14 protein-coding genes are annotated in these 12,603 nt (G+C 44.9%); 3 read left to right on the top strand and 11 right to left on the bottom strand.

The window, feature by feature from the left end:
* Positions 1 to 114 precede the first annotated feature (114 nt).
* Positions 115 to 1,365, top strand: coding sequence for an aminotransferase class I/II-fold pyridoxal phosphate-dependent enzyme (locus RIG68_RS08645; RefSeq protein ID WP_350121151.1), 1,251 nt, complete (start codon positions 115 to 117; stop codon positions 1,363 to 1,365).
* Between the two features lie 95 nt (positions 1,366 to 1,460).
* Entirely contained in the window at positions 1,461 to 1,634 is a 174-nt protein-coding gene (locus tag RIG68_RS08650; RefSeq protein ID WP_151996684.1) for a BF3379 family histone-like protein, read from the top strand.
* Positions 1,635 to 1,726: 92 nt separating this feature from the next.
* On the opposite strand, the gene dapA is transcribed toward RIG68_RS08650, so the two are convergent.
* The 9 genes from dapA to RIG68_RS08695 form a co-directional block, all read right to left on the bottom strand.
* Positions 1,727 to 2,602: a 4-hydroxy-tetrahydrodipicolinate synthase gene (dapA, locus tag RIG68_RS08655; protein WP_350121154.1), complete on the bottom strand. Its 876-nt coding sequence runs from the start codon at positions 2,600 to 2,602 to the stop codon at positions 1,727 to 1,729.
* Positions 2,595 to 3,116: a DUF6913 domain-containing protein gene (locus tag RIG68_RS08660; RefSeq protein WP_350121157.1), complete on the bottom strand. Its 522-nt coding sequence runs from the start codon at positions 3,114 to 3,116 to the stop codon at positions 2,595 to 2,597. Before RIG68_RS08660 ends, dapA begins: the two co-directional genes overlap by 8 nt.
* On the bottom strand, positions 3,116 to 5,170 hold the full coding sequence (ligA, locus tag RIG68_RS08665) for an NAD-dependent DNA ligase LigA (protein ID WP_350121159.1): 2,055 nt from the start codon (positions 5,168 to 5,170) through the stop codon (positions 3,116 to 3,118). The genes RIG68_RS08660 and ligA overlap by 1 nt, the downstream gene beginning before the upstream one ends.
* Before the next feature lie 49 nt (positions 5,171 to 5,219).
* The gene (gene xseB, locus RIG68_RS08670; RefSeq protein WP_350071727.1) at positions 5,220 to 5,420 is read right to left on the bottom strand and encodes an exodeoxyribonuclease VII small subunit; all 201 of its coding nucleotides are present in this window, start codon (positions 5,418 to 5,420) and stop codon (positions 5,220 to 5,222) included.
* Entirely contained in the window at positions 5,413 to 6,717 is a 1,305-nt protein-coding gene (xseA, locus tag RIG68_RS08675; RefSeq protein WP_350121162.1) for an exodeoxyribonuclease VII large subunit, read from the bottom strand. Before xseA ends, xseB begins: the two co-directional genes overlap by 8 nt.
* Positions 6,718 to 6,747: 30 nt before the next feature.
* On the bottom strand, positions 6,748 to 7,656 hold the full coding sequence (locus tag RIG68_RS08680; protein ID WP_350121165.1) for a hypothetical protein: 909 nt from the start codon (positions 7,654 to 7,656) through the stop codon (positions 6,748 to 6,750).
* Positions 7,657 to 7,761: 105 nt separating this feature from the next.
* The gene (locus tag RIG68_RS08685; protein ID WP_350121168.1) at positions 7,762 to 8,259 is read right to left on the bottom strand and encodes a hypothetical protein; all 498 of its coding nucleotides are present in this window, start codon (positions 8,257 to 8,259) and stop codon (positions 7,762 to 7,764) included.
* 10 nt (positions 8,260 to 8,269) lie between these two features.
* Positions 8,270 to 8,722, bottom strand: coding sequence for a hypothetical protein (locus tag RIG68_RS08690; protein WP_350121171.1), 453 nt, complete (start codon positions 8,720 to 8,722; stop codon positions 8,270 to 8,272).
* 42 nt (positions 8,723 to 8,764) lie between these two features.
* A complete protein-coding gene (locus RIG68_RS08695; protein ID WP_350121174.1) occupies positions 8,765 to 9,304 on the bottom strand; it encodes an RNA polymerase sigma factor in 540 nt (179 codons plus the stop codon).
* A gap of 183 nt (positions 9,305 to 9,487) precedes the next feature.
* Between RIG68_RS08695 and RIG68_RS08700 the strand changes: the two genes are divergently transcribed.
* Positions 9,488 to 9,940, top strand: a complete 453-nt coding sequence (locus RIG68_RS08700) for a MarR family winged helix-turn-helix transcriptional regulator (RefSeq protein ID WP_350121176.1) — start codon at positions 9,488 to 9,490, stop codon at positions 9,938 to 9,940.
* Positions 9,941 to 9,956: 16 nt separating this feature from the next.
* Here RIG68_RS08700 and RIG68_RS08705 read toward each other — a convergent pair whose 3' ends face one another.
* Both RIG68_RS08705 and RIG68_RS08710 read right to left on the bottom strand, forming a co-directional pair.
* On the bottom strand, positions 9,957 to 11,609 hold the full coding sequence (locus RIG68_RS08705; protein WP_350121179.1) for a glycerol-3-phosphate dehydrogenase/oxidase: 1,653 nt from the start codon (positions 11,607 to 11,609) through the stop codon (positions 9,957 to 9,959).
* Positions 11,610 to 11,674: 65 nt separating this feature from the next.
* Entirely contained in the window at positions 11,675 to 12,598 is a 924-nt protein-coding gene (locus RIG68_RS08710; RefSeq protein ID WP_350121182.1) for a universal stress protein, read from the bottom strand.
* Between the last annotated feature and the right edge of the window lie 5 nt (positions 12,599 to 12,603).

Raw genomic sequence — 12,603 nt, forward strand, 5'->3', positions numbered from 1 at the left:
TTATAAATTCTAAACTCCCCATGTATTATTTAAAGTAGGTTTGATATGCCGAATTATTCCTATTAGATTTGTGTGTTTTTTGAAAAACTCGCACAGATAACACTAAATTAATAAATGGATCTTTTTGAGAAACTTCTTCAGGACAAGGGACCACTAGGTCGTCATAAGTTCATCGATGATAATTACTACATGTTCCCCAAGCTTGAAGGGGAAATCGCTCCAAGAATGATGTTCAAAGGCCAGGAAGTACTTACCTGGAGTCTCAACAACTACCTTGGTTTGGCTAACCACCCGGAGGTAAGAAAGGTTGATGCCGAGGCTGCTGCTGCCTGGGGACTTGGTTATCCAATGGGTGCGAGAATGATGACTGGCAATTCAAACTACCATGAGCAACTTGAAAGAGAGTTGGCCAAGTTTGAAGAAAAAGATGATGTGATGCTGCTGAACTACGGTTATCAGGGGATCATGTCGGTTATAGATGCTCTTGTTGATAGAAAAGATGTTATCGTATACGATGCAGAATCTCATGCATGTATCATAGATGGTCTTCGTTTGCACATTGGCAAGCGCTTTGTATATCCACACAATGACATGACCAGCCTTGAGAAGCAACTTCAAAGGGCAACGAAGCTTACCGAAGAATCTGGTGGGGGTATCCTTGTTATTACCGAAGGTGTTTTCGGAATGAGTGGCAACCAGGGTAACCTGAAAGGTATTGCAGCGCTCAAGAGCAAATACAACTTCAAGCTTCTTGTGGACGACGCACATGGTTTTGGCACTATGGGCAAAACAGGCGCTGGCACAGGAGAGGAGCAGGGAGTTCAGGATCAAATCGACCTTTACTTTTCTACCTTCGCCAAATCTATGGCGAGCATCGGTGCTTTTGTGGCCGGTGAAGCAGAAATTATCGACTTCCTCCGTTACAATACCAGGTCTCAAATTTATGCCAAGTCTATCCCAATGCCTTTGATCATTGGCGGGCTTAAGAGATTGGAAATACTAAGAACTCAACCTCAGCATAAGGACAATCTCTGGAAGATTGTGCATGCTGTGCAAGACGGCTTCAGAGCCAAAGGCTTTAACATAGGAACTACCACCTCACCGGTGACGCCGGTATTGTTAAAAGGCGATCTTTATGAGGCAGCAAACCTCGTACGAGACCTTAGAACTAATCATGGTATTTTCTGTTCGATGATTGTTTATCCGGTGGTTCCCAAAGGAGTGATTATGCTCCGCATTATCCCAACCGCTGTGCACACTCTTGAAGACGTGGAACTGACCATTGCCGCCTTTGAAAAAGTTAAAGGCAAATTAGACGAAGGAATCTATGCAAAAGCAGGGTCAAAAGGTGCTACAGTTGGATAGTTTTCCACAAATTAGCACTCGGGATATGCATTTTTAAACAATTTATTTATATTGCTCAACCTTTTTAATTCATCAATAACCTAAAATTCTTACATATGAAAAGATTTGACCAAATCAGAGATTTAGTTATGTCACTTGAAGGAGACTTCGTGAAATTTTATGACAAAGAAAACCAAGCTGCCGGTACGAGAGTACGTAAGGGTATGCAAGAGCTGAAGAACTTAGCTCAAGAAATTAGAATTGAGGTTCAGAACAAGAAAAACGGTTAATTAGTTATATAACCTGCTTACTTATAAAGGAATCTGTGGCCTTCGGAAAAATTCCGAAGGCCTTTTTTATTGCCAATACTATTGATTGATTTCTAAATGCTGCGAACAGCAGACTTTATCTTTTCCCTCAGTGCGCTACTCGCTGAAACCAATGGCATTCTCACCCGGTCGTTTCCAATACCAAGCTCACTCACAATGGCCTTAATACCTGTGGGGTTCCCTTCTTCGGTAGTTAGCTGAATTACTTCATACAATTTGTGTAAAGCAGCGCTCGCCTTTGCTGCGTCTCCGGCCAGTGAATAGCGAACCATTCCGCTGAACTCAGCTGGGAATGCATTGGCTATGACCGATATCACACCGCTACCTCCAATGGAAAGTATCGGCACAGTTAACACATCATCTCCAGATATCAGCTGAAAGCCTTCTGGCATTGACCGGGCAACTTCTATGCACTGTACCAAATCGCCCGAAGCTTCTTTGATGGCAATGATATTGGGGTGCTTTGCCAGTTCCAGCGTAGTCGAGGCCTTGATATTACAGCCGGTTCTGCCCGGCACATTATAGAGTATAATGGGAAGCTTACTGTGGTCAGCCAGGTAGGTGAAATGCTGTAGCAAACCTGCCTGGTTAGGTTTGTTGTAGTAAGGTGTAACAGAAAGGAGTGCCTTCAAAGGATATTGCTCCAACTGCGGCATGAACTCCACAAGCTCTTTGGTGTCATATCCTCCCAGGCCAAACACCACAGGCAGGTTCTTGCTGTTGTTCTTGAAAACGAATGAAAGTATTTTGTGCTTTTCCTCTATGGAAAGAGTAACAGACTCACCTGTTGTGCCCAGCACCACCAGGTAGTCAACCCCACCTTCGCTTACGTGATCAAGCACTTTTTTTAAAGCGTCGAAATCTATCTCCAGCTGTTCATTAAAAGGAGTAATCAGGGCTACCCCAGTCCCACTTAACCAATCATGCATTTGCCCTTAGTTTTTTGATATAGAAGTAAATCTTGTCGAGGAATACCTCGAAGTCAGTAGAAGGGTCAATGTGTATCATCAGTTGGTAGAAGTCTTTCCTTTCTACCATAAAGTGTCCAATCTTACACTTTGCATTCGCTCTGGATAAGATGTTGTCAACGAACTCATGAGATTCAGTATCTAAATTGATAAGGAAGTCAAAGTTGCGAGTCAAAAATAGGTCTATTTCTTCAGAAGTTAGCTTACCCCACACAGATAAGTTGTCAGTAGAGTAGCGTGGAATTCTATACTGGGAGATGGCTTCCTTTTTTGGGAAGAAAGCTAATGTGGTCACTTCTTTTTTATCTATTTGAATTTGACGAATGAAGCTCAGTACCTTTTCATAGTGTTCGTCGTTCAAATACTTGAAAATGATTCCTATTTGATCTGCGTCGGAGTAACCAGGCGACACTTGCTGTGTACTTTTTCTTATTGCTTTCTTCGTATGAACCGGTAGTAATAGTTTTCCCAGCATTAGTTGATCATTTTTAGGAAGTCGTCTTCTGAAATAATTTTCACACCAAGCTCATTGGCCTTTTCAAGCTTTGCAGGCCCCATATTATCACCGGCCACCAGAAAGTTGAGCTTGGCTGAGACTGAGGATACGACCTTGCCACCATTTTGTTTAATGATGTTCTTCAAATCGTCACGTTCAAAAGCTTTGAACACACCACTAATGACAAAAATTTGTCCGGCCAGTTTGTCGCTGGCAGCAACGAACGCTCCACCTTCTGTTTTGAGTTTCAACCCGGCTGCCGAAAGTTTGCCAATGAATTCGACATTTTTACTTGAGCCAAAAAAGTCCATCACCGACTGGGCGATTCTTTCACCGATTTCCGGTGCCTCCAGCAGCTGCTCGTAACTGGCTCTGCTGATTTCCTCAATGCCACCAAAATGCGTCGCAAGTTTCTCAGCCACTGTTCTCCCCACATACCTGATGCCCATGCCGAAGAGAACATTTTCGAAAGGCTGCTCTTTCGATTTTTCAATAGCATCGATGATATTGCGGGCAGACTTTTCTCTCAGGCTCCTAGTGACGGTATCACCTTTTTTTTCCGAATAGCTGGAAAACTCCAGGCCATTGAGCTGTTCAAAGGTCAGGTAATAGATATCCGCCGGGTCTTTGATCAGGCTGTGACTGAGCAGGCCAGCAATAGTTTCCGGCCCCATGCTTTCGATGTTCATAGCATTGCGCTGAATGAAATGCTCAATGCGGCCTTGTATCTGAGGAGGGCAGGCGTCAAAGTTGGGACAGTAGTGAGCTGCTTCGCCTTCCGTTCTTACCAGAGGGGTTCCACATTCCGGGCACTTGTGAAGATAAACTACAGCCTGGCTGCCAGGCTTCCTTTGTGCCATGTCAACACCCGTTACTTTGGGGATGATCTCGCCTCCTTTTTCAACAAACACCATGTCGCCAACCCTCAGGTCAAGCCTGGCGATTTCATTGGCATTGTGTAGCGAGGCCCGCTTCACGGTGGTGCCCGCCAGCAGCACCGGCTTTAATTCTGCTACCGGGGTTACTGCGCCGGTTCTCCCAACCTGATAAGTGATATTGAGTAGCTCGGTGATAGCACTTTGTGTTTTGTATTTGTAGGCAATGGCCCAGCGGGGGCTTTTGGCTGTGAAGCCAAGCATTCGCTGCTGGGTGATGGCATTCACTTTGATCACAACACCGTCGGTATCAAGTGGAAGATCAAGTCTCTTTGTTTCCCACTCAGCAATATACTTCAGCACATCATCTATGGTAGCGCATTTACCGTAGGTCGGGGACACGTTAAACCCCCATTTCTCCAGCAAATGAACGGCATCTTCATGGGTTCGGATAAGACTTTCCACACCAAGGAGTGAGTAAACATAACAGTCGAGGCGGCGCTTCGCCACTGCAGCTGAATCCTGCTGTTTCAATGTGCCTGATGCAGTATTTCTTGGATTAGCCAAAAGAGGCTCCCCTATGTCTTCCTTTTCAGCATTGATCTTGTCGAACATTTTCCGGGGCAGGAAAACTTCACCCCGCACTTCAAATTCCGATGGATAATTACCGTCTTTGGTGAGTCGCAGCGGGATACTGTGAATAGTTCTGGCGTTGTTGGTCACGTCATCGCCCCGGGTACCGTCACCTCTGGTTACCGCCCGGGAAAGACGACCGTTTTCGTAGGTAAGGCTGAGTGCCACGCCATCAAACTTCATTTCGCAGAAATACTCGTAAGGCGCACCTTCCAATGCCTTGGCTACTCGCTGATCAAAATCACGGAGTTCCTGCTCAGAGTAGGTGTTTCCCAGCGAAAGCATGGGATACTTATGCTCAACAGTTTCGAAGTCTTTGGTGATAGTACCACCAACCCGAAGTGTGGGAGAATTTTCATCCACAAACTCAGGAAACGCAACTTCGAGTTCCTGAAGTTTTTTTAGTAGGGTATCAAAATCAAAGTCGGAGATTTCAGTCCTGTGCTCCTGATAGTAGAGGCGATTATGGTAATTTAGCTCCTGGCTAAGCCTGGCTATTTCTTCTCTGGCTTCTTCCTTGGTCATGATGGCAAATTAAGGCCCTTAAATTTCTACAAATAAGCCATCAAATGCATCATTCTTCTAACTTTTTCATAGCCTCGGTCAGCTGGGCTTCTGTTTGTGTAAGTCTTTCTTTGCAGTAGAGGATCAAATCAGTCGCCCGCTGGACCATTTTTGTTATTTCATCCACATCCAGTTCTGCACTTTCTATCTTCTCCACAATACCCTTTAGCTCTTCCAGTGCCTCAGAATACGATAATTGTTTATTACTCATGGTCATTAAGGCTTTTTATTTGAGATGTTAAGACCCCATGGCTGTACTGAGTCACAATGGAATCCCCATTCTTTAATTTACTGTTCTTCAAAAGTTTCCCTTCCAGGGTGGTAATGCTGTATCCCCTTGCTAATACTTTTTTCGGGTCGCTGGCTTCAATCGACTTTTCCGCCATGGCCAACTGGTTTTTTGCGGCTTTCAACTGCTCATTCACTGCATGGACAGTAGCGGCTGAAACTTCTCTAAGGCGGTTTCGTTCTCGTTCTATCTTCCATTTTGCTGACTGCGCTATATCTCTTTTAACACTGTTGATATAGGAGAGGCCTTGCGCCATTTGCTGCCTGGCCAGGTAGTTGAGGTCTTTCGAAAGTTGACCTAGTAAGTGCTTTTGCCCCGTCATTTCTTCATCGACCTGCCGCAAGAGCCTGCTCGCCATCCACTGAATAGATTCAGTGAACGACTCGAAACCCTCCAGGATAAAATCGGCCACAGCGGTGGGAGTCTTGAGTCGGGTGTGAGCCACCATATCGGCAATGGTTTCGTCCCGTTCGTGGCCTATGCCGGTGAGCACAGGGAGGGGGGCATTGGCTATGGCGGCGCAAACATAGTATTCGTTGAAAACGTCCAAATCGAGCTGCGCACCACCACCACGGATAACAACAATGGCATCGAAGTCATCTTTTTCTCTAGAGATATTTTCGATAGCCCCCAGGATGGCTCTTTCGGCCTCATCGCCCTGCAAAGTTACCGGAAAGAGCTTGGTTGATACAGCATAGTGCTTCTTGTTATTTTCCAGGTGATGTAAAAAATCTCCATACCCAGCAGCGGTGGAAGAGCTGATGACCGCAATGCGCTGCGGCACGACTGGAAGCACCAAACCTTTGTTGCGATCAATTAGGAGTTCTTCCGTTAGCCTGGAAATGACTTCCTGCTTTTTCCTTTCCCTTTCTCCAATGGTGAAATTGGGGTCTATGTCTTTGATGGTCAGGTTGAGGCCGTAGACCTCGTGAAAGCTCACCTGCGCATTGGCCAGGATTTTAATTCCCTGCCTTAAGGAGTTGCCGGTTATTTTTTCAAACCATTGATTGATGTTCCTGAAGTCGTAGGCCCAGATGGCTGCCCGAAGTTTGGCTTTCACCTGCTGATGGTCTTTTTCAAGCAGCTCAAGGTAGCAATGCCCCTTGGCATTCACCTTCATGTCGCCAATTTCGGCTGTTACCCAATAGGAGGGAGCGAGGTTGCCGGAAATGGCATCCTTGATAGTAAAGGCCAACTCTGAAAGGGTTACTGTCTGCATTTGAACACGAAAACCCAAATATAAAGAATCTTACTTCTTTTGGCGGAGTGGAATCATATAACCCAGGCTCGTGCTGAAATAGCTATTGGGTTTGGTGTCAGCCAGTGACTCCCCTGGCAGTTCAACTGGTATGTTGTAGGTGTAGGAGAGAAGCAAGCTAAACTGTTTGTACCTGAGGGATATGGGGGTAGAAAAGCTGACGTTCATCAAGCCAAATACATCCTGTGAGTCGGGCGTCAACAGTCTTCTCTTCAATCTGGGGAAGCGCCTGATTAAACGTTGGACTCGTGGATCGGTCAGGTCTACATTGAAGCGGTAGGAGACAAGCTCCTCGTTGCCAAATAGAAAGTTGGCGGATGGAAACAGCGTAATTTTATCGAGAAACCAGACTTTCCGAAACACAATGTTTCCTGACAAAGCACCGGAAAGACGGTGTGCATTGCCATTGCCAAAAAGGTATGTATAGTCAATAGTGGCATACAGCCAGTCGGCGTCAAAAAATAAAGTACCATTGAGCCCATTAGGTGGTGCCGCAATGACAGAATCGGAGGCAGCCTGGGCGTAAAAGGACCTTTCGAAGGCAATATTGTAGGAGAGCCACTTGGTGGGAAGACCAAGATAGCCAGCGCTCAGGACTGTCAGGCTGTAGTTGGGTTCAAACTGACTGTTCCAGTAGCCAGAAACATCTGCAAATGCTCCACTGTGATGATAAAAAGAAACGCCTGGCGTGAACCCGTACTGTTTCACGCTGAAGTCCCTGCCAGCAGAGGTGACACGGCTTGTGTAGGAAAGTCTGACATTCAGTGTTGAAGATTTTTGAGTAGCAGAAAGCACGCTGTCGATCAACCTGAATATTGACAGAGAATCCATGTCGTCAAAAATGGACAATGAGTCTTCATAAGACAGATCAGAGTCTGTAACCGCATCGTCTTGGGCCATTGAGTTGAAACTCAAAAAGGCAAAGCCTGCTATCAACGCAAGCTTTGCCCATGCCAAACGGACAAAGTGTATTCTCCCCCTTATGATACGCAGTGCTATCTAAATTCAGTTACCTCTTCTACCATTAATCCTGTTATGGTTTCTCTCCCGAAGATTCTCCCTCATGTTTTGTTGCCTGGCTCTTCTTTCGAGCTGTTCCAGCACCATTCGTCGGAAATCGTCTTCAGCCTGCCGCAGTGAAACCAGCTGTCGGGTACTAATCACCCGGAGCAGTTTTTCGGAATATTCTTTTTCCAGATTAAGCTCTCTTTCTTTCACCTGAAAGTTCAGATCCATCATAGCCCTGTTTTCTTCCTCAGTGGCTGTTTGAGGATTGAAATCTCTTCGGGCATTTCTCATCTCTCCCAAAATGCTTCTTCTCTTTTCGCTAAACTCCCGGTAAATAGGCCAGAATTGCTCTGCCTGTTCGGGTGTTAAGCCCAGCCGCTCGGTTATCATCCCGATTTTGGCGGCCTCTACTTTTTTCATTGCCTCTGGGTCTTGCGCCTGCAAATAAGCTGCTGACAACAAAATCATTAGGGCTATATATGTAAAACGTTTCATAATCATTCAATTAAAGGATTTCATCCTGTGTACTTAACTGATCATAAAGCAGTAGCAGTTCTTCATCAGTCATTTCTTCTTCTGGCAATAAATTTAGCTCACCGTCATTCCAAATTGAATCTTCTGCTTCAGCATGATTCATCAATTGCACGAGCTCATCGGCACTGACAGATTCGATTTCCAGATAGTAAATAAGGTCGGCTGTAGCCACTGCATCGAGAGGGTTTAAATCTACCTCTGTTGCTTTATTGTTGTTCCAAACAAACAATCCAACACCCAGCATAAGCACCGTTGCAAGCGCCGATAAAGACCATTTGGGAGAAAGCAAGGGCTGCCACACTGGAGAGCCAGCAGCTTTTACTTCTATCCTTTTCTGCATCCTCAACGGGAACTCATCGAAGTACTTTTCAGGGGCCTCAAACGGCTCTTTCTTTTCTATGTCGTCGAGCTTGAACTTGTTCATCAGAAGTCAATTAATACTTTGATTGTTTTTTGAGCTAAAGGTTTAATCAGCAGTAACATATTCCTCTATTTTTTTTGCTGCCAGGTGATAACTCGCCTTCAGCGCACCCACGCTTGTGCCGGTTATGTTGGCTATCTCCTCAAATTTCAACTCGTCGTAATACCTCATGTTAAAAACGAGGCGCTGCTTGTCCGGTAGTTTCAAAATAGCCTTTTGCAGCTTCAACTCAATCTCGTTACCAGACAATCCTGGCGACTGCTCTGCTTTTGCGAACAATTCCCCGCTTATGTCATGAATAGGGAGGAAGAACCTTCTCTTCTTTTTTGCAAGAAACTGCAAACACTCATTACTGGCTATCCGATAAACCCAGGTGAAAAGCCTGGCATCTTCCCTAAAGTTATCAATTCCTTTCCAAACCTTTAAAAAGACCTCCTGAAGCACGTCGTCTGCGTCATCATGGTCTATCACCATTCGTCTAATAACCGCATACATTGGCTTCTGATAATGGCGTACAAGCAGAGAGAAGCCAAATTGCTTCGACGATGGATTCCTTATTTTTTCAAGAATGTCTTTCTCCTGCAAAACCAGATTTTAGCTATTTGATAAAGATACGAAGGGAAGGTTTAAAGAGGAGATAGATTTATTTCTGCAAATAATACATGTACCTACAACTATCTTGTAATTTATTTCGTTGTTTTCTTACAAATAGATGTCAGCAAAGGAGTTATGTAGTAATTTAGAGCACCTGGAATATAATTTAGTAAAATGGGAATAGCTGAAGACATAAAACAACCGAAATTCAAGAATGAGTTTCAGAAGGCCACAATCAACCTTTTTTATACTGCTAGTTGGCTTGGGGAAAAACACCATACCTTTTTTAAGGGTTATGGCATTACGCCTGCTCAATTTAATGTGCTCCGTATCTTAAGAGGGCAGTACCCGCAGCCATCTACCGTAAACCTGATCATTGATAGAATGCTTGACAGGATGTCGAATGCCTCCCGGATAGTGGATAAACTCGAAAGCAAGGAGCTGGTGATAAGAAAGCAGTGTCCTAACGACCGCCGTGCTGTCGACGTATTAATTTCAGACAAAGGACTACAGCTTTTAAGTGAAATTGATAGTGAAATGGAGGTTTACGAAAAGAAGATCTGCAACCTGACGGAAGAAGAAGCTGTTCAGTTAAATGATTTGCTTGATAAATTCAGAGCCGTTTAGCTAAGATCGGATTGTCTCAAACAAAGGATGTTACCCTTTTCAGCGCTTCATCAATGGCTTGTGTTTCTAAAGCTATTCTGGCCTGATCCCATCCGAACTTTTCTGCAAAAAACTTGAGGGTGATACCGGAGAATTCATGAATACTCTCAATGTCAAAGTAAAGCCTTCCCGAACGCTGTACCAGATAATCGACCGGTCTGCAAATCATTTCATTCTCAAACGAAAAGTCCAGTTCAGCCATTAGCAGCTTCTCCCTGATGTCATTCACCTGCTGGTAATCAGGCAGCATGCTTAGAATGTTGTCAGTCTGCTTTCCATAGGTGGAGACCAGATACCATGATTCGTAGGGAGCTGCTCCAAGCTTTTTTAGGGCTTTTCCAATTTCGGAGGTGTATTTTTCAACGGCCTTATAGTTCTTAAAATCACCGCCGGGCAATGTAAGGCTGTCTGTACTGCATTTTACGAACTTGTGTTCATTCTTCTCGTACATTCGCTCCATCACCACATCCACAATGCGCTCAGCCATTTTTCTATAGCCAGTGAGCTTGCCACCTGCTATTGAAAGCAGTCCGCTTTCAGATTCAAATATCTCATCCTTTCTCGAAAGCTCGGAAGCCGACTTACCATCTTCATGGATCAACGGACGAAGACCTGCCCAGGAAGAGCACACATCTTTGATAGTAAGATGTACGGAAGGGAAGGTGTTCATCACCGCCGAGAGCAGGTAGTCTGCATCTTCTTTTTTGGTAAGCACGAGGTCTTTGTTATCCTTATAATCGGTATCGGTTGTACCTATATAAGTGATTTTTCCTCTTGGAATGGCAAAGATCATTCGGCCGTCAGGCACGTCGAAATACACCGCTTGCTTAAGTGGAAACTTGCTGTGTGGCACCACTATATGCACTCCCTTGGTGAGATGAAGCCGCTTGCCTTCCAGAGAATGATCCTGATCTCTTAGCGTATCTACCCACGGACCGGCAGCATTGATGATGTAGTTAGATTTTACTTCAATCTCCTCACCAGTAATTTCATTAAACACCTTTACGCCAACAGCCTTTGACTTTTTGTAGATAAATTCCTTTACATGACAGTAGTTGTACGGCATGGCACCCAGCTGGGCGGCTTTCTTCATGTTCTCGATGGTGAGCCTGGCGTCATCGGTTCTGTATTCTGCGTAGTAGCCGCTACCGATAAGCTTCTCCGGGTTGAGCAGTGGTTCCTTTGCCAATGTTTCCTCATGGTTGAGCATTTCCCGACGGTCATCGCCGTCAACGCCGGCCAATACATCGTACACCCACAAGCCAAGTGATGTAGCCCACTTTCCAAACGTGCCGTCTTCTACCAGGGGAAGGAGCATTTTTTCAGGAATGACCATGTGTGGGGCCATTTTGTGGACAATGGAGCGTTCCATGCCTACTTCTCGCACGAGGCCAATCTCCAGTTGCTTGAGATAACGCAAACCACCGTGAATGAGCTTGGTCGACCGGCTGCTGGTACCCGAAGCAAAGTCTCCCTTTTCAAATAAAACTACTTTGAGGCCTCTTTTTGCAGCGTCTACCGCAATGCCTGCCCCTGTGATGCCGCCGCCAATAACGATGACATCAAAAGGTTTGTTTGAGAGCGATTTGAATTGGTTGAAATGAGACGACGCCGAAAATTGGAATTCCATGCCAGCAAGTTATGATAAGAGGGCTTATTATAAAATCACATGGCGGCAAGAATGTTTTAAAATAGTTACAGTTCTTTCAGGTACTCAAGCAAACCCTCCGTTCTTCCCGTAGGTCTTATTACCAGGATGGGGATTTTTGAGTCAATTTGAACCAGTTTCTCTGCATTTGTACCTATGAACAAGGCGGCTGTTGCCGAACGCCCTTTGGCACCAATGATGATGATATCGGCGAGACTCTTTTTAGCAACGGCAAAAATAGTCCCCATTACGTCGTCGTGCTTGTCGAGTGAATAAATCGGGTCAATGTCAATGCCTTCAGTATCTATTTGTTTAATAAACTTCTCATAATTTTTTTCTGCGTTGGCTTTCATTATGGCTGCAAATTCCTTGTAGGATTTGCCCGTGTAATGATAGCCCTGAGGCACGTTGTAGACGTTTTGCGCTATGATTTTTACCGGTTTAGTATTGGATCGGGCAATTGCTACCGCCTGTTGCATAGCGTCAAGAGAGTAGTCAGAAAAGTCGATAGGTACAAACAGCTTCTCAAGTGCATGGTCATACTCTTTTGGTACGATGAGTAGGGAACATCCGGCACGTCTGGCAAGGCGGTTGATGATAATGCCGCCGCTTTTAGGCTTGGGTTTTCGCCCAACCATGATCAAGTCTATCTTTTTCTCATCAGCAAACTTCATGATCTTTTTGGTAGGCTGTCCCTGCTTCACAAGGAAATTGACTTTTATTCCGTCCGGAAAACTGTAGTACTGATTGACTTTGTTTTCCATCTCATGCTTTCTGTCGACAATAAGTTGTTCCACAACAGTTGGGAATTCCTTGATAAGCTCTTCAGGCACACTGAAGTCCCTGATCACATTATAGAAGTAAATCTCTTTGGACTTAAACGCAGTGGTGATGAATGACGCTGCTTTGATCAACTGCTCATCAATATCAGTCAAGTCGAGCCCTACCAGAATTTTATGAAAATTATGCATCTACT

The organism is Imperialibacter sp. (assembly GCF_040222385.1).
Taxonomy (GTDB): domain Bacteria; phylum Bacteroidota; class Bacteroidia; order Cytophagales; family Cyclobacteriaceae; genus Imperialibacter.